We start from the raw sequence: 15,396 nt of genomic DNA on the forward strand, positions 1-15,396 counted from the left end.
TCCCTGAGAGATTACGGATTCTTGCAGAACTGCCGGATCGTTCAACCGATCATTTTTGTCTTAACTGATCGGCATTACGCGCAAGCGGCCTTTTTTATTGCCTGAACACCGCCCTTCACCCGACCATTCAATACCCTTACTGCGATCGCGGTTGCAATCAATTCTCTGCAGGTTCATACTATTGTTATATTATAACATTACATGAGAGTGCAGCTATGAAAGCCAATATCCATCCGCAATACCGTCCCGTGGTGTTCCATGACACCTCTGTCGATGAGTATTTCAAAATCGGTTCCACCATTAAAACCGAACGCACCATTGAGTTCGAAGGTGAAGTGCTGCCGTACGTGACGCTGGATGTCTCGTCTAAATCCCACGTCCACTACACCGGCAAGCAAAAAGATCTCACCAAAGAAGGCAGCGCCGCACGCTTCAACAAGCGTTTCGGCAGCTTCCTGACGCGCGGCAATTAATCAGGAGTTAACGCATGCAGGTTTTAAGTTCATTACGGTCTGCCAAGACCCGTCATAAGGATTGCAAAGTCGTGCGTCGTAAAGGTCGCATTTACGTGATCTGCAAAACGAATCCGCGCTTTAAGGCGGTTCAGGGAAGAAAAAAGAAAAGGTAGGAAAGTGTCGTGATAATTGGCCGGGATGCTCCCCGGCCTTTTTTTTACTTCATGCTCTGCAACATGATATCGACGTTGTGCTTGAAGGCAGCCACATAAGTCGCAGCAGGACCGTTCGCTTCGGACAACGCTTCAGGATAGAGTTCACCACCTGGCTGTGCGCCGGTTTCGCTGGCAATCTGTTTCACCAAACGCGGATCGGTCTGATTCTCCATGAAGTAAGTCTTGATGTGCTCAGCCTTCAGCTGCTTGATAATCGATGCCACATCGCTGGCACTGGCTTCGGCTTCCGTGGAGAAACCGACTGGCGCAAGGAAACTCACACCGTAACGCTGGCCAAAGTAACCAAAGGCATCATGGCTGGTCAGCACTTTACGTTTGCTCTTCGGCACTGCAGCGAATTCTGTTTTCGCCCAGCTATCCAGTTTTTCCAACTGCTGAATGTAGCTTTCACCGCTCTTGCGGATATCCGCCGCATCTTCCGGGTCGGCTTTAATCAGCGCATTCATCACGTTGGTGGCATAAATCACGCCATTGTGCATGCTATTCCACGCGTGTGGGTCAGTCACGGTTTTGCCGTCTTCTTCCATTTTGCGTGTGTTGACGCCGTTGGAGGCGACCACAATCGTGCCTTTATAACCGGAGGCGCTGATCAGGCGATCCATCCACCCTTCCATCCCCAAACCACTCACAAATACCACATTGGCTTTAGCCAATGCCTGGCTATCCTGTGGCGTCGGTTCGAAGGTATGAGGATCGCCGTTAGGCTGCACCAGCGACTTCACGTTAACGTGATCGCCGCCCACTTGCTTAACGATATCCGCCAGCACGGTGAAACTCGCTACCACATCCACGGTTTTCGCCATGGTCAGTGGGCTAATCAACATGGCGCCAATCGCCAGACTCAACGGTAACTTCTTCATTCGTATCCCCTAATTGTATAGTTATCGACGGCGCAACAGGCCGCCACACGGTCCTGTTAAAACAGAAAGCAAAAACAGTACGGCCGCACTCAGCACCACCGCCGGTCCGGCTGGCAGTGAGAAGTGCCAGGAAAGAATTAAACCTACCAGCGCGGCGATCATCGCCAGCAGCATGGCGATGCCGAGCATGCAGGCGAGATGGCGACTCCAGAAACGCGCGCTGGTCGCCGGTAACATCATCAATCCCACCGACATCAACGTGCCGAGCACCTGAAAACCCGCCACCAGATTCAGCACGACCAACATCAGGAAGATGCCGTGGACGATCGGCGCGCTCCACTTGCCTTGCGCACGCAGAAAATCCGGGTCGAACGCATCGATCACCAGCGGACGGAAAATCACTGCCAGCATCAGCAAAGTGAAAGCCGCGATGCCGCCCACCAGCAGGATGGCCGCGTTATCGACGGCCAGCAGTGAACCGAACAGCACGTGCAGCAGATCGACGCTCGATCCGCGCAATGACACCAGCGTCACGCCCAGCGCCAGCGAGCCGAGATAAAAGCCAGAGAAACTGGCGTCCTCTTTTAAGGGGGTGTATCGACTGACGGCACCAGAAAGCAGCGCAACGGCTAACCCCGCAATCAATCCGCCGATGCCCATCGCCACCAGCGATAAGCCGGAAACCAGATAGCCAATCGCCGCGCCAGGCAGCACCGCGTGGGAGAGCGCATCGCCCACCAGACTCATACGACGCAGTGAAAGGAATACACCCAGCGGCGTGGCGCTCAGCGCTAATGCCACACAAGCCACTAATGCACGGCGCATAAAACCAAATTCGATAAACGGTTGAATCAATGTCACGAAGCCACCCTGCGCAGCAGTGGAGTTTGAGCGGAGTCAGCATCATCAAGTGACAACACATCTTTGAAGTAACGCGCGACCAGTGGGCGATCGTGCAACACCACTAATAAGGTGGTGCCCGCCTGCTGCTGCTGCTCAAGGATTGACATCAACAGCGTGACGGTTTGCGTATCGATGCCATTAAAGGGTTCATCCAGCAGCCAGACTTTACTTTGCTGCAGCATCAGGCGCGCAAACAGCACCCGCTGCAACTGGCCGCCGGAAAGCATTGAAGGCTGCGCATCGGCGAAATCACGCATCTGCACGGCATCCAGTGCGGCATCGATCTCCTGTCGCATCGCACGATTGATGCCACCAAACCAGCCGCAGCGCGGCCAGCATCCCATCGCAACCAGCTCATAAACGGTAAGCGGGAAACGGGTTTCTAGCTCACTACGCTGCGGTAACCAGCCAAGCGCCTTAGGCGAAATCTTTAATTCGCAAGTCCCTGCAATCGGCGGCAACAGACCGGCGATGGTTTTCAGTAGCGTGGATTTTCCGGTGCCGTTCGCGCCGATTAATGCCGTCATGCTGCCTGCCGCCAGTTCTCCGGTAACTATCGGCGTCACTGCTTGTCCCTGATAGCCGCCCTGCAAGCGCTTGAAATGCATCATTTCTGCATTCCCCAATAGATAGCGAGCGCCAGGAACGCGATAAGCAGCAGCGCGACCAGCAGGCGGCCGCTAAGTGAAAGGAGTAAACCACTGTGATTCATGGAGGGAGACCAAAACGTTATAACATAACAATTATACTACCTGATTTTCCCCGCGCGATACCCGAGAGAAAGTGTTTCAAAAGTTAACCATTTGGCGCTTACTCTATGGCTATCACTGGATCTGAAGCGATTGAGCGATAAATCCCATCGCAACGATTACGTATTCTGCACAGAGTTAACTTGCAATATTTGGCCAGAACCCCAATGATAGATTCATCCTCCTTTTTTACCGGAAGCGAAATGCAGTCTATTATTCATTGTGATATTGCTGTGGATGAGGACGATTGCGAGAAGTTGCAGGCTATTATCCAGGGGAATATTCTCAAAATAGCCGAAGCCCTGGCAGGTGATTTACAGTGGTATTCTCAAAACGCGCAATTAGTTCCCGACAGTTTTAAGATTATTTCCATTCAACCGCACGATAACAATCGATTTAAAATGCTTTACGATTTTAAGTGGGATTTATTTAATCCTTGCCTGGATTTAAATGAAACATCTACCCAGCATGAAGAGGTTTTGTTCCAGATAGTACCGGGCGCACTGGTGTTTTCAGTGATAGACAATACCCGCCCCTCGCCAGCTGACGAATTGTAATATTTGGTAATCGAGGTGAGCAAAGCTAATGAATGTGGATTATATTTAAAGAGTCGCTGAATTCTTAATATTCGTGATCGCTTCCTGATAGCTTTTCCAAATCTCGCCGCGCTGCGGTCACTGTGCAAGCTCTGGAGGGGAAAAAGATGGACGAATACTCACCAAAACGGCATGATATTGCCCAGCTTAAATTCCTGTGTGAGAACCTGTTTGACGAAAGTATGGCGACACTGACTGACAGCCATCACGGCTGGGTGAATGACCCTACTGCGGAAAGCAATTTACAGCTCAACGATTTGATTGAGCATATCGCGTCTTTCACGATGAATTACAAAATTAAGCACGTTGAAGATGAAGCGCTGATTACGCAAATCGATGAATATCTTGACGATACCTTTATGCTGTTTAGCAGTTATGGAATCAATACTCAGGATCTTCAACGGTGGCAACGTTCAGCAAGACGCTTATTTAATCTGTTTGCCGAAGAGTGCGCTTTTCTCCAACAACCCAGCCATTCCTTTTAGCATCAGAGTGAGACCGGTTTATTTATGAGCAACCAAGCCTTAACCAAAACAGACTATTTGATGCGACTGCGTCGTTGTCGCTCAATTGACACCCTTGAACGGGTGATTGAAAAGAACAAGTACGAATTATCTGACAACGAACTCGCGGTATTTTATTCTGCTGCCGATCATCGTCTCGCTGAACTGACGATGAATAAGCTTTACGACAAAGTACCGGTTTCTGTCTGGAAGTTCGTCCGCTAACTATTTTTACCCGCTGTTCGTTACGCCATCTTTTCCCTTCAGGGAATGATTCACAGGCAAAGGAGTGCCAGCGTTTCGCTGTGTACTGATTTCTTGAGGATTTTTTCTGGGAGTAGAAATGGTGGAGGCCCTGCCAGCTACATCCCGGCACACGCGTCGCCTGCTGCGGCTGCTTCCTTCCGGACCTGACCGAGTTCACAAGTTAGCGTTGCGGGAGAACCAACAGGGCCCCCATTGACGAGCTCTCTTTCGAGAGCGCAGGCATTATCAAGTAACCCCCTGGCAATTGCAAGCGCAGGCCGGGTGACCGTTGTTTTCTTGAACAGCTTGCCAGTAAAACCCTGATTCTCGCCCTCCCGGCATGTTAAAGTCGCCATTTATTCGCTGAATCCGGTGCGTGTATGAATGACACAAGCAATTTCTCCGAGCGCGTCTGGCAAATCATTGCCGCGATCCCCAGAGGCAAAGTCACCACCTACGGCGATATCGCCCTTCTTGCCGGTTCACCGCGCGCAGCCCGACAAGTCGGCGGCGTATTACGTCGCTTACCCGAGGGCAGCAAATTACCGTGGTTCCGCGTCATCAATCGCCATGGCCGCATTTCTCTGCAGGGCGATGATCTCTTCCGCCAGCGCGATGCGCTGGAAGCCGAAGGCATCGAAGTCAGTGATGCCGGTGAGATTGAATTAGAGAAGTATCGCTGGGAGTACTAAGCGCCCCCCTGCTGAGGTGCGGGCAGGCAACACTGTGGAGTAAAGCATCCCCGCCAAAGATGAAAGTGACGAGTAATCAGAGGCAGTCCGCTAATTCCATGGAACAACTCGCCCCAACACACCCATGCTGAGGTGCGGGTAGGCAACACTGTGGAGTAAAGCGTCACACGCCAGGGATGGCGTGTGCCGAGCGATCAGGGACGAGACAGCGACTTTACGCAACAGTGTTGCCTACCCGCACACTCCCCCGTCCCAGTTTTTTACATGCTTCCCAGGCAGTGCGCCCAGACTAGCACCGAGTGATTTTCACATACTCGTCGGCGCAGGCACCGAAGCAGAAGGCACCACCTGCGTTGGCGACGTTGACGGCACCGTTGTCGCCGCGCCTGGCGTGGTCTGCATCGCCATATTGGTCACAGGTACCAACAGCAGTTCCGCTTTCGTACCGCCCTGATTGATCACCGGCTTCACAGTATCGGTAATGAACGCCAGTTTGCCGTCAATAGCGATAGCCGCACTTAACAGAATACGCGCATTCGGCTGAATATCGGCCGGGTTAAACGGCAGCACAAACTGGAACGGCGCCTGTTTCCCTTCAGTGCGCACCACATGCTGCGCCAGCACTTTCGATGGTGCATCGGCCAGTGAAGCGTCGGACAGCGTAACGGTCAGCACCGCATCCGGCGGCAACGCAATGCGCTGACGAATGTACACCGAACCACTAACATTAGGCTGCGTAATCGCGGCCTGCTGTCCTGCAACCGCGGAGCCCAGCGTTGGGGTGGCTACCGGCTTACTGTGATCGGCACAGCCAGCCAATGCTGCCGCCAGCGTCACACCGCTAATAACATGCCAGAGTTTCATCGATGTCGTCTCCTTATGAACACTATGATTGTCGGCGGACAAATTGTTGGGTAGCTTTTCAACCGCCGAATGCCCTTAATTCTGGCACAAAAAACCGGATTGCGCCCAAAAGCGCTGCCAGCTCGCTGAAATCACGGCAAAATCATTGACGGAAACTGGTCGGATCTTTCACACTGACGCGATTGCCCCCCAGAGGAATCTGCTATGAGCCAGGCACTGCAAAACCTGCTTAATTTACTCGATCTCGAAAAACTCGAAGAAGGCCTGTTTCGCGGCCAAAGTGAAGATCTCGGCCTGCGCCAGGTGTTTGGCGGCCAGGTCGTCGGTCAGGCGTTATACGCAGCAAAACAAACCGTGCCGGAACAGCGCATCATCCACTCGTTCCACAGCTACTTCCTGCGTCCTGGTGATAGCGAAAAAGCCATCATTTACGATGTCGAAACCCTGCGCGATGGCAAAAGCTTCAGCGCGCGTCGTGTCAGCGCGGTGCAAAATGGTCACCCCATTTTCTACATGACAGCCTCATTCCAGGCACCCGAAAGCGGATTTGAGCACCAGAACCGCATGCCGTCGGTGCCAGGCCCGGACAATCTCCCCTCGGAGCAGGACCTGGCACAAAAACTGGCAGCCCATTTGCCGCTCAAACTCAAAGAAAAGTTTCTCGCTGAACGTCCACTGGATATCCGGCCGGTGCAAATCCATAACCCGCTCAAGGGCCGTGTTGATGAGCCGATGCGCCAGGTGTGGATTCGTGCCAACGGCAAGCTGCCGGACGATCGCCGCATTCATCAATACCTGCTGGGTTACGCCTCGGATCTCAACTTCCTGCCTGTGGCACTACAGCCGCACGGTAAAGGATTTTTAGAGCCTGACATGCAGGTGGCGACGATTGACCACTCCATGTGGTTCCACCGCCCGTTCGACCTCTCAGAGTGGTTGCTATACAGCGTGGTGAGCACCTCAGCTTCAGGTGCACGTGGGTTTGTACGTGGGGAGTTCTACACGCAGGATGGGACACTGGTCGCAACCACCGTTCAGGAAGGCGTCATGCGCCAACGCGACGCATAAAAAAAGGGGCGATATTATCGCCCCCTCGTCTTTTTATAATTTTAGCGCACTGCTCTTCTACTGCGCATTTCTTACTGGTTGTAAGCGTTCTCGCCGTGGCTGTTCACATCCAGACCTTCACGTTCCTGATCTTCTGGAACACGCAGGCCAACGATCATATCCGCCAGTTTGAAGCCGATGAAGGCGACAACACCTGACCAGACAATGGTCACGCCGCAGCTGAACAGCTGAACCCAAACCTGATGGCCCATGGTCACGCCTTCTGCGTAGCCCACGCCGCCCAGTGAAGAGGAGGCGAACACACCGGTCAGAATACAACCCAGGATACCGCACACGCCGTGCACACCGAACACATCACACGGGTCATCCACACGCAGCCATTTCTTCAGGGTGGTCACACCCCAGATACCTGCCAGGCCACCGGCCAGACCGATAATCAGCGCGCCGCCGACACCGACATAACCACAAGCCGGGGTGATAGCAACCAAACCGGCGATAAAGCCAGAACACGCACCCAGCAGAGAAGGTTTGCCACGCATTGCCCACTCACCGAACACCCATGACAGCACCGCACCTGCAGTCGCCACAACAGTATTCAGGAAAGCCAATGCTGCGATTTCGTTAGCTGAAGAAGCAGAACCGGCGTTGAAACCGAACCAGCCCACATACAGAATCGCAGTACCGGTGAAGACCATTGGCAGGTTGTGCGGCTTGAACGCTTCTTTACCGAAGCCAGCACGTTTGCCCACCAGATAAGCACCCACCAGACCCGCAACGGCTGCGTTGATATGAACAACGGTACCGCCAGCGAAGTCCAGCGCGCCGTCTTGCGCCAGCAGACCGCCAGCCCACACCATGTGTGCGATTGGCAGATAAGAGAGCGTCAACCAGACCACCACAAAAATCAGTACTGCTGAGAAGCGAATACGTTCAGCAATCGCGCCCACAATCAGGCCCACGGTGATACAGGCGAAGGAAGCCTGGAACGCGACGTGAATATACTGATAGAAGCTGCCCATCACCGCTTTCAGCTCGATATTTTTCAGCATCGCCCACTGGAAGTTACCGAAGAAGGCGTTGCCCTCGCTGAAGGCCAGTGAATAACCGTAAATCACCCACAGCACGCAGACTAATGCGAAAGTCACGGCAACCTGGGTCAGCATCGACAGGACGTTTTTGCCGCGAATCAAACCGCCGTAAAACAGGGCGATGCCCGGAATCGTCATAAACAGTACCAGAGCGGTACAGATCATCATAAAGGCGTTATCCGCTTTGTCCGCAACGGCAGGTGCTGCCGCCATGGCCAGAGACGGTAACAGTGCCAGGCTGGTGAGGCCCAACTTAGTCATCATTTTATTCATTTCTTTCCATCCCATCACAATTCAGAGCCCCAGTTACAGTGCTGCTTCGTCGGTCTCGCCGGTACGAATACGAATAACGCGCTGCAGTTCTGCGACGAAGATTTTGCCGTCGCCAATTTTGCCGGTGTAAGCGGCTTTGCTGATGACATCCACCACTTCATCGAGTTGATCGTCCGCAATCGCGATATCAATTTTAACTTTTGGCAGGAAGTTCACGCTGTACTCGGCACCGCGGTAAAGCTCTGCGTGACCTTTCTGGCGACCAAACCCCTTCACTTCGGTAACAGTCAGTCCCTGAATGCCAATGGAGGATAAGGCTTCACGCACGTCCTCCAGCTTAAATGGTTTGATTACCACGGTAACCAGCTTCATACGTTCCCCTCCAGATAATAAATTGAGTGAGTCTCGCGGACACGAGGAGATATAAGCAAACGCTGTGCCACAAATTAAAAAAGGGGAGAAGTCAGCGGCATAGACGCGCTGTATCGCGCTTCGTTATGTGATGGGTAGCTCAGTTTGGGGATAGGGCAAAAGAAAGGTGTTGCAATATTGCACTCCTTTGGTGCTTCAAGCCTCAAAGGAGTGCATCAATACAGAACAATCCGATAAATCTGCGCAAAAAAGGTGCAATTCACCCTTCTGCTTGTGCGGGGATGCTCGCCGCGAGTTCATCACCCGCCTGCTGCAGCTGATACATCTGCCAGTAACGACCCTGTTGAGCCAGCAACTGCGCATGCGTGCCGCGCTCGGCAACCTGACCACGGTGCAATACCAAAATCTGATCCGCTTCGGTGATGGTAGAAAGACGGTGTGCAATCACCACCAGCGTGCTGTGCTGGCGTAGTGCACGCAGCGCATGCTGAATCGCTTGCTCGGTGCCGGAATCGATATTGGCGGTCGCTTCGTCAAGAATCAAAATCTGTGGCAGCGAAACCAGCACCCGCGCCAGCGCCAGTAACTGTTTTTGCCCGACCGACAAATTGTTGCCCTGCTCACCCAATCGCGTGTGGATGCCCTCCGACATTGAGCGAGCCAGCGGAGCGAGCTGCACCTTTTCCAGTGCCTGCCACACCTGCTCTTCCGGGATGTCACGCCCGAGCCGCACGTTGGCTAACAGGGTATCCGCCAGCACCACCGGATCCTGCTGCACCATCGCGACGCTTTGCCGCAACGCTTCATGCGTCAGCTGCGGTAAAGGGCGACCATCCAGCTCGATGCTACCGCGTGTCACCGGGTAATATCCCATCAGTAAATTCGCCAGCGTACTTTTGCCACTGCCTGTATGCCCCACCAGCGCCACAAAACCGCGCGCCGGCACTTCGAGGCTGATATGGCTCAGTACATCCCGATTGTCGCGGTAGGCAAAACTGACATCGTGCAAGGTAATACGCCCTGAGGCCAACGGCAGGTTATCCGTGCCGTATCCCTGTTGAGTGGCATCCATCAGTTCGAAGATACGCTCGCCGGAAACCACCGCCTGCTGCAGCATCGATTGCTGCGTGGTGAGCTCAATCAACGGTTCATTCAGGCGTCCCAGATAGGTAATGAAGGCGTAAAGCACGCCAACCTCAAACACACCGGGTGTGGCAAAGCTGAACAGCATCAGCAGCCCGCAGAGAATCATCGTCGAAAACAGACTTAGCAACGGACGCAGCAGGAAGCCATCCAGCCGCAAGGTTTCCATGCGCGCCAGATAGTGTGAGCGGCTGGCCTCGCCCATGCGTTCACCAAAGCGCGCCTGCTGGCGAAACTGCTGGATCACGCTCATGCCGTTGATCACTTCATTGAAACCATTATTGATATCCGCCAGATAGCTACGCACACGACGTGCAATCGGCGTGCTGTAACGCTGATAAATCAGCATCACCGTGAGTACCAGCGGGAAGATGACAATCGCCACCAGCGCCATGCGCCAGTCGAGCGAGAACATCGCCACCAGCATTGCGCCAATCAGTGCCGCACTGCGCAGCACGGTGGCTACCACCGTGACGTAGAGATCTTTAATCACTTCAGTATCATTGGTGACGCGCGAGATAATCTGCCCCACCGGCTGGGTATCAAAGGCGCTAAGCGGCTGACGCAGTGCTGCGTTCATCACGTCCACGCGTAACTGTTGCACCACACCAATCGCCGCGCGATTAAACAGCAGCGCCTGGAAATAGTGCAAACCTGCAGCCAGCAGTTGCAGCAAAATAAAGCACACCAGCAGCCCGATGGCGATGGCCCAAGGCATTTGGTGTTTCGCCACCAAATTATCAATGAAGTAGCTCACCAGCACCGGGCCGGTGACTTCCGCCGCCGCCGCGATCCACAGCATGCCAACCGCCACCCACAACGATTTTCGCCAGGGTTTACCGTATGACAGCAGGCGTTTCAGGGTTGGCCACAAACGTTGCGATTTAGCCATGATTCGCCTCCTCTGCGATTTCATCTTCATCCAGCGCCGCTTCGAGTTGCTGATAGCGGTACATATCGCGATACCATCCCTCTTTCGCTAGCAGGCTGTCATGATCGCCGCGCTGAGTCACCGCACCTTGTTGCAGCACCAGAATTTCACTGGCCTCGGTCAACGCCGATAAACGATGCGCACTGATGATCAATGTGCGGCCTTTGCCCCACTGCCGCAGGTTGTGCAGGATTTCATGCTCTGTGCGACCGTCCACCGCGGATAGTGCATCGTCGAGGATCAGGATTTCCGCATTCAGCAACAGCGCGCGGGCAATGGCAATACGCTGTTTTTGACCGCCAGAAAGCATCACACCGCGCTCACCCACTTCAGTGTCATATCCCTGCGGCAGACGCAGAATGTCATCGTGTACACAGGCCATGCGCGCCACACGCTCAATTTCTTCCTGAGACGCATTCGGACGCCCCAGTGCCAGGTTATTGGCCACGGTATCGGAGAACAAAAATGGCGTCTGGCTCACCACCGCCAGCCGACTGCGCCAGCTATCAAGTCGCAGCTGCGTGAGCGGCAGGTTATGGTAGCGAATGTCACCCTGGTCGATGTCGAAATGACGTTGAATCAGACTCAACAGCGTGCTTTTACCACAGCCGGTTGGACCGCACAGCCCCAGCATTTGCCCTGGTTTCAGTTGAAAATTAACATGGCTCAGCGCCGCGCCTGCGTTGGCGGGATAATGGAATTCACGAATAGCGACCTGTAAATCTCCAGCGTCGGCGGGCAGGACTTTCTGCCCATCCTCCACCGCCGGCGCTTCCGCCAACAGCGCGCGAATGCGGCTCCATGCCGCGCTCCCACGTTCAACGATGTTGATCATCCACGCCAGCGCCAGCATCGGCCAAATCATCAGTCCCAGATACATCACGAAGCTGGTGAGCTGACCCAGCGTCAAACTACCGTGCCACACCATCCAGCCACCACCCGCAATCGCCAGCAGGTTAGAGAAACCCACGGCGATATAAATGATGGGATCGAAACGTGCATCAACTCGCGCAACATGCAGGTTTTTCTTGCCGGTGTCGCGCGCAATGTCAGCAAACTGTTGCGATTGATGATCCTCCAGGCCAAAGGCTTTGATCATGCGAATGCTGGTGAGGCTCTCCTGTGTTTGGTCGTTCAGGCTGGAGAAGGCGGCCTGCGCCACTTTGAAGCGCTGGTGCAGACGAGAACCATCTTTCTGAATGGCAATCGCCATCAGCGGCATCGGGATCAACGCCAGCAGCGTCAATTCCCAGCTGATTTGCACGCTCATCACCACCAGCACCACTAAGCCCATCACCAGCGAATCCACCAGCGTCAGGACGCCTTCACCGGCGGCAAACACTACGCGATCGACATCATTGGTGGCGCGTGCAATCAAATCACCAGTGCGATGGCGCAAGTAGAACGCCGGATGCTGGCGACTCAGCTGGCGATAGAAATCTTCGCGTAATTCAACCGCGAGCTGGTAGGACGCACCGAACAGCAGCACGCGCCAGACATAGCGCAGCAGATAGACGATGACTGCCGTCACCAGCATCACGCCGATCCACATGAAAATTTTGCCGCTGCTTAAAGTGTGTTGCGTCACGCCATCAACAATCACGCCGACCACATGCGGCGGCAGCAGTTGCAATAACGCAATCACAATCAGCAAGCTGACGGCCCCCAGATATCGCCGCCACTCGCGCAGGAAATACCAACTTAATTGGCTGAATAATCGCACAAGACGCTCTCTTTATGTGCCCGTTCAGGGCGCTACCGGCAACGCGGTGGTGTATTTAATCTCTTCCATGGCGAAACTGGAGGTCACATCAATCAGGCCTGGCACGCCATTCACCAGACGTTTATAAAATGCATCGTAACTTTTCATATCGGCCACCTGGATGCGCAGCAGATAATCGTACTCTCCGGCCATGCGATAGAATGCCATCACTTCAGGCATCTGCTGCACCACGGCAACAAATTGCTGAAACCAGTCGCTGCTGTGCTGTTGTGTTTTAACAAACATGAAAGCGGTGAGAGAAAGGCCCATCTTCTCCCCATCCAGCAAAGCCACGCGCGCACGAATAATGCCATCATCTTCCAGCTTTTTCAGGCGTTTCCAGCACGGCGTGGTAGTGAGATTCACCGCATCCGCCAAGGCCTGCAGTGATAACGTGCAATCCTGTTGCAGTATCGCCAGCAAAGTGCGGTCAGTTTTATCTAGCATTCGGCGCTCCGGGAGAAAAATTTTCTCTTATTCGGGCATTATACCCGGATTAAAGCAACCTTATTTTCCTGCCAGTGCCTTACACTGTGCACAATAATGATTACGGATTCGTCACATGCAAACGCCCTGGGTTCGCCATGCCATCAATGAAATTAACGCCGATTTTCAACGCTCTGCGGATACGCATCTTATTCGCTTTGCGCTGGAGGATTTTCCGGGCATCAGCTTTTACCTCAAAGATGAAAGCACCCATCCGAGTGGCAGCCTGAAGCATCGCCTGGCGCGGTCGCTGTTCCTGTATGGGTTGGCCAATGGCTGGATCCGCGAAAATACGCCTATCATTGAGGCGTCATCCGGTAGCACGGCGGTGTCAGAAGCCTATTTTGCGCGTTTGTTGGGTCTGCCATTTATTGCCGTGATGCCCGCCAGCACGGCGAAACGCAAAATTGAAATGATCCGTTTTTACGGCGGCGAGTGCCATTTCGTTGCCGATCCTTGTCAGCTATATAGCGAATCGGAACGTCTGGCGCGTGAACTCAACGGTCATTTTATGGATCAGTTCACCTATGCCGAGCGCGCGACTGACTGGCGCGGCAACAACAACATCGCAGAAAGTATTTTCCGTCAGATGGCGCATGAGCCTTTCCCGGTGCCGCATACCGTGGTGATGAGCGCGGGAACCGGCGGGACTTCGGCCACACTGGGCCGCTATATCCGTTATCAAGGGCACGATACGCGTCTGCTGGTGGTGGATCCGCAGCACTCCGTGTTCTTTGATTTCTGGCATAGTCGTGACAGCGCGCTGCGCAGCGATCGCGGCAGCATGATTGAAGGCATCGGACGTCCGCGTGTGGAGCCGTCGTTTTTACCGGATGTGATCGACGAAATGATCAAAGTACCCGATGGCGCGACAGTGGCTGCGATGCTTCATCTGGAGAAAATTCTGGGTCGTCGCCCTGGCGCTTCAACCGGCACCAACTTCTGGGGCATGCTGCAGGTGGCGAAACGCATGCGGGAAAATGGCGAGCAAGGTTCGCTGGTGACACTACTGTGCGACAGTGGTGAGCGTTATCCGGACACCTATTACAACCCAGAGTGGGTCGCGCAGCATATCGGGGATATTCAGCCGTGGCTGCGTGAGTTTTACCCTAAATAATTCGAATTGCAGGAAGGCGGCAAACGAGAGCATCCCGATGAGCTTACTGGAGTAAGTGATTCGGGTAAACGAGTGCAGCCAACGCACCTGCAATTCGAAGTATGACGGGTATGCAATAAAAAACCGGACATCCTGTCCGGTTCACTGTAAGCCTCAGCATTCGGGGGAATAATCGAGGTGTGGTGTGGTCATCCAGTGATTTAAGTAATGAGACACCGCCTGTGTCTCGCAATGTCCAATAATCGGTAAGTGCGGCAGCGACGATTTCAATTGATGCATGGCGTTGCCCATGATGAACCCGCTGCCAACGCGCTCCAGCATTTCGCGATCATTCATCGCATCACCAAACGCCATACAATCCGCCATTGATAGCGACAGATGCTGGCACAGATGCGCCAGCGCCGCGCCTTTGTGGCAGTCCAGCGGCAGAACTTCCAGACAATCCCATGCGGAAAAACAGATATTGGCGCGCTCGCCCAGGGCTTGCTGCAACTCTACTTTTAACGCCTGCAGCATCTCATGCGGCGCAATAAAGCAAATTTTGGTCACCTCATGCGCCGACATCTGACGCAAATCGCGCAGCTGATAATGGAAGCCGCTCATCACGTGTGCTTCCAATGCTCCCAGCAACGGTTTATCGGTGAACCAGCCCTCATCGTTGAAAATATGAATCGATGCAGGCGTTTGCCAATGCGTGTGGATCACCTCTTCGGCTACAGAAGAGGACAGATCACAGCCAAACAGCTGCTGACCTTCCAGATCGTGAATGCGTGTGCCATTGCCGGTGATCAACCAGGCCGGCAGGGTGAGCTGTTCACGTACCACCTGCACATCCATCAGATGGCGGCCCGTGGCAAAGGCAATGGTGATATCGCGCTGATGCAAGGCATGCAGGGTGTCGATGGTTTCATTCCCTAACCGATGCGTCGGCAGTAACAACGTGCCATCCATATCAAATGCCGCGAGGCGAGCCATGCAATGTCTCCTGTCTGAGTGAGGAATCTACTATCGCCTGGTAATTACGGAACTAATAGTGAATACTTTCAGGAAAC

General features: G+C 53.9%; 18 protein-coding genes and 1 other RNA gene. 8 read left to right on the forward strand and 11 right to left on the reverse strand.

Annotated features, from left to right (window positions below; genetic code table 11):
• The first annotated feature begins 215 nt into the window (after window positions 1-215).
• Together AC1MDE_RS13750 and ykgO are read left to right on the forward strand one after the other, a co-directional pair.
• On the forward strand, window positions 216-473 hold the full coding sequence (locus tag AC1MDE_RS13750; protein WP_038648520.1) for a type B 50S ribosomal protein L31: 258 nt from the start codon (window positions 216-218) through the stop codon (window positions 471-473).
• Between the two features lie 14 nt (window positions 474-487).
• Window positions 488-628: a type B 50S ribosomal protein L36 gene (ykgO, locus tag AC1MDE_RS13755; RefSeq protein ID WP_008103894.1), complete on the forward strand. Its 141-nt coding sequence runs from the start codon at window positions 488-490 to the stop codon at window positions 626-628.
• Window positions 629-672: 44 nt separating this feature from the next.
• Here ykgO and AC1MDE_RS13760 read toward each other — a convergent pair whose 3' ends face one another.
• From AC1MDE_RS13760 to AC1MDE_RS13770, 3 genes are read right to left on the reverse strand one after another with little or no spacing between them, the layout of a single operon-like run.
• Window positions 673-1,551, reverse strand: a complete 879-nt coding sequence (locus AC1MDE_RS13760; RefSeq protein WP_058962373.1) for a metal ABC transporter substrate-binding protein — start codon at window positions 1,549-1,551, stop codon at window positions 673-675.
• 21 nt (window positions 1,552-1,572) lie between these two features.
• The gene (locus tag AC1MDE_RS13765) at window positions 1,573-2,412 is read right to left on the reverse strand and encodes a metal ABC transporter permease (protein WP_045816335.1); all 840 of its coding nucleotides are present in this window, start codon (window positions 2,410-2,412) and stop codon (window positions 1,573-1,575) included.
• Window positions 2,409-3,065 carry a metal ABC transporter ATP-binding protein gene (locus tag AC1MDE_RS13770; protein WP_058962374.1) on the reverse strand — a complete coding sequence of 219 codons (657 nt, stop codon included), beginning with the start codon at window positions 3,063-3,065 and terminating at the stop codon, window positions 2,409-2,411. Before AC1MDE_RS13770 ends, AC1MDE_RS13765 begins: the two co-directional genes overlap by 4 nt.
• 341 nt (window positions 3,066-3,406) lie before the next feature.
• Between AC1MDE_RS13770 and AC1MDE_RS13775 the strand changes: the two genes are divergently transcribed.
• From AC1MDE_RS13775 to AC1MDE_RS13785, 3 genes are all read left to right on the forward strand, one after another.
• Entirely contained in the window at window positions 3,407-3,760 is a 354-nt protein-coding gene (locus tag AC1MDE_RS13775; RefSeq protein ID WP_034828141.1) for a hypothetical protein, read from the forward strand.
• Between the two features lie 146 nt (window positions 3,761-3,906).
• The gene (gene tomB, locus AC1MDE_RS13780; protein ID WP_034828139.1) at window positions 3,907-4,284 is read left to right on the forward strand and encodes an Hha toxicity modulator TomB; all 378 of its coding nucleotides are present in this window, start codon (window positions 3,907-3,909) and stop codon (window positions 4,282-4,284) included.
• 24 nt (window positions 4,285-4,308) lie between these two features.
• Window positions 4,309-4,527, forward strand: a complete 219-nt coding sequence (locus AC1MDE_RS13785) for an HHA domain-containing protein (protein ID WP_034828137.1) — start codon at window positions 4,309-4,311, stop codon at window positions 4,525-4,527.
• A 128-nt stretch (window positions 4,528-4,655) separates the two neighbouring features.
• Here AC1MDE_RS13785 and ffs read toward each other — a convergent pair.
• An RNA gene (gene ffs, locus AC1MDE_RS13790) (signal recognition particle sRNA small type) lies at window positions 4,656-4,752 on the reverse strand.
• A 176-nt stretch (window positions 4,753-4,928) separates the two neighbouring features.
• On the opposite strand from ffs, the gene AC1MDE_RS13795 reads away from it, so the two are divergent.
• Complete coding sequence (locus AC1MDE_RS13795) at window positions 4,929-5,240, forward strand: MGMT family protein (protein WP_097117484.1); 312 nt, start codon at window positions 4,929-4,931, stop codon at window positions 5,238-5,240.
• A 306-nt stretch (window positions 5,241-5,546) separates the two neighbouring features.
• On the opposite strand, the gene AC1MDE_RS13800 is transcribed toward AC1MDE_RS13795, so the two are convergent.
• On the reverse strand, window positions 5,547-6,104 hold the full coding sequence (locus tag AC1MDE_RS13800) for a YbaY family lipoprotein (RefSeq protein WP_034828134.1): 558 nt from the start codon (window positions 6,102-6,104) through the stop codon (window positions 5,547-5,549).
• Between the two features lie 204 nt (window positions 6,105-6,308).
• Between AC1MDE_RS13800 and tesB the strand changes: the two genes are divergently transcribed.
• Window positions 6,309-7,172, forward strand: a complete 864-nt coding sequence (gene tesB, locus AC1MDE_RS13805) for an acyl-CoA thioesterase II (RefSeq protein WP_479398089.1) — start codon at window positions 6,309-6,311, stop codon at window positions 7,170-7,172.
• Between the two features lie 71 nt (window positions 7,173-7,243).
• Here tesB and amtB read toward each other — a convergent pair whose 3' ends face one another.
• The 5 genes from amtB to AC1MDE_RS13830 form a co-directional block, all read right to left on the reverse strand.
• The gene (gene amtB / locus AC1MDE_RS13810) at window positions 7,244-8,533 is read right to left on the reverse strand and encodes an ammonium transporter AmtB (protein WP_038648536.1); all 1,290 of its coding nucleotides are present in this window, start codon (window positions 8,531-8,533) and stop codon (window positions 7,244-7,246) included.
• 33 nt (window positions 8,534-8,566) lie between these two features.
• Window positions 8,567-8,905: a P-II family nitrogen regulator gene (glnK, locus tag AC1MDE_RS13815; protein WP_007886947.1), complete on the reverse strand. Its 339-nt coding sequence runs from the start codon at window positions 8,903-8,905 to the stop codon at window positions 8,567-8,569.
• Between the two features lie 259 nt (window positions 8,906-9,164).
• Window positions 9,165-10,940 carry a SmdB family multidrug efflux ABC transporter permease/ATP-binding protein gene (locus AC1MDE_RS13820; protein WP_480344744.1) on the reverse strand — a complete coding sequence of 592 codons (1,776 nt, stop codon included), beginning with the start codon at window positions 10,938-10,940 and terminating at the stop codon, window positions 9,165-9,167.
• Window positions 10,933-12,702 (reverse strand): SmdA family multidrug ABC transporter permease/ATP-binding protein, encoded by a 1,770-nt coding sequence (locus tag AC1MDE_RS13825; protein WP_058962379.1) that lies wholly within the window; start codon window positions 12,700-12,702, stop codon window positions 10,933-10,935. The genes AC1MDE_RS13820 and AC1MDE_RS13825 overlap by 8 nt, the downstream gene beginning before the upstream one ends.
• Before the next feature lie 24 nt (window positions 12,703-12,726).
• Window positions 12,727-13,188, reverse strand: a complete 462-nt coding sequence (locus tag AC1MDE_RS13830; RefSeq protein ID WP_034828126.1) for an Lrp/AsnC family transcriptional regulator — start codon at window positions 13,186-13,188, stop codon at window positions 12,727-12,729.
• A 115-nt stretch (window positions 13,189-13,303) separates the two neighbouring features.
• Here AC1MDE_RS13830 and AC1MDE_RS13835 point away from each other — a divergent pair, with 115 nt between their 5' ends.
• Window positions 13,304-14,344 (forward strand): PLP-dependent cysteine synthase family protein, encoded by a 1,041-nt coding sequence (locus AC1MDE_RS13835; RefSeq protein ID WP_480344745.1) that lies wholly within the window; start codon window positions 13,304-13,306, stop codon window positions 14,342-14,344.
• A gap of 153 nt (window positions 14,345-14,497) precedes the next feature.
• Here the strand turns inward: AC1MDE_RS13835 and cof are convergent, their stop codons facing one another.
• Window positions 14,498-15,319, reverse strand: a complete 822-nt coding sequence (gene cof / locus AC1MDE_RS13840) for an HMP-PP phosphatase (protein WP_058962236.1) — start codon at window positions 15,317-15,319, stop codon at window positions 14,498-14,500.
• Between the last annotated feature and the right edge of the window lie 77 nt (window positions 15,320-15,396).

Source organism: Pantoea folii, assembly GCF_056678875.1.

What these genes read in the sequence shown, in the direction of transcription:
- amtB (WP_038648536.1), bottom strand. Translation starts at nt 8,533, where the DNA reads ATGAATAAAATGATGACTAAGTTGGGCCTCACCAGCCTGGCACTGTTA.
- AC1MDE_RS13835 (WP_480344745.1), top strand. Translation starts at nt 13,304, where the DNA reads ATGCAAACGCCCTGGGTTCGCCATGCCATCAATGAAATTAACGCCGAT.
- AC1MDE_RS13795 (WP_097117484.1), top strand. Translation starts at nt 4,929, where the DNA reads ATGAATGACACAAGCAATTTCTCCGAGCGCGTCTGGCAAATCATTGCC.
- AC1MDE_RS13785 (WP_034828137.1), top strand. Translation starts at nt 4,309, where the DNA reads ATGAGCAACCAAGCCTTAACCAAAACAGACTATTTGATGCGACTGCGT.
- AC1MDE_RS13775 (WP_034828141.1), top strand. Translation starts at nt 3,407, where the DNA reads ATGCAGTCTATTATTCATTGTGATATTGCTGTGGATGAGGACGATTGC.
- ykgO (WP_008103894.1), top strand. Translation starts at nt 488, where the DNA reads ATGCAGGTTTTAAGTTCATTACGGTCTGCCAAGACCCGTCATAAGGAT.
- AC1MDE_RS13770 (WP_058962374.1), bottom strand. Translation starts at nt 3,065, where the DNA reads ATGATGCATTTCAAGCGCTTGCAGGGCGGCTATCAGGGACAAGCAGTG.
- AC1MDE_RS13800 (WP_034828134.1), bottom strand. Translation starts at nt 6,104, where the DNA reads ATGAAACTCTGGCATGTTATTAGCGGTGTGACGCTGGCGGCAGCATTG.
- AC1MDE_RS13750 (WP_038648520.1), top strand. Translation starts at nt 216, where the DNA reads ATGAAAGCCAATATCCATCCGCAATACCGTCCCGTGGTGTTCCATGAC.
- glnK (WP_007886947.1), bottom strand. Translation starts at nt 8,905, where the DNA reads ATGAAGCTGGTTACCGTGGTAATCAAACCATTTAAGCTGGAGGACGTG.
- AC1MDE_RS13830 (WP_034828126.1), bottom strand. Translation starts at nt 13,188, where the DNA reads ATGCTAGATAAAACTGACCGCACTTTGCTGGCGATACTGCAACAGGAT.
- AC1MDE_RS13760 (WP_058962373.1), bottom strand. Translation starts at nt 1,551, where the DNA reads ATGAAGAAGTTACCGTTGAGTCTGGCGATTGGCGCCATGTTGATTAGC.
- tesB (WP_479398089.1), top strand. Translation starts at nt 6,309, where the DNA reads ATGAGCCAGGCACTGCAAAACCTGCTTAATTTACTCGATCTCGAAAAA.
- AC1MDE_RS13820 (WP_480344744.1), bottom strand. Translation starts at nt 10,940, where the DNA reads ATGGCTAAATCGCAACGTTTGTGGCCAACCCTGAAACGCCTGCTGTCA.
- tomB (WP_034828139.1), top strand. Translation starts at nt 3,907, where the DNA reads ATGGACGAATACTCACCAAAACGGCATGATATTGCCCAGCTTAAATTC.
- cof (WP_058962236.1), bottom strand. Translation starts at nt 15,319, where the DNA reads ATGGCTCGCCTCGCGGCATTTGATATGGATGGCACGTTGTTACTGCCG.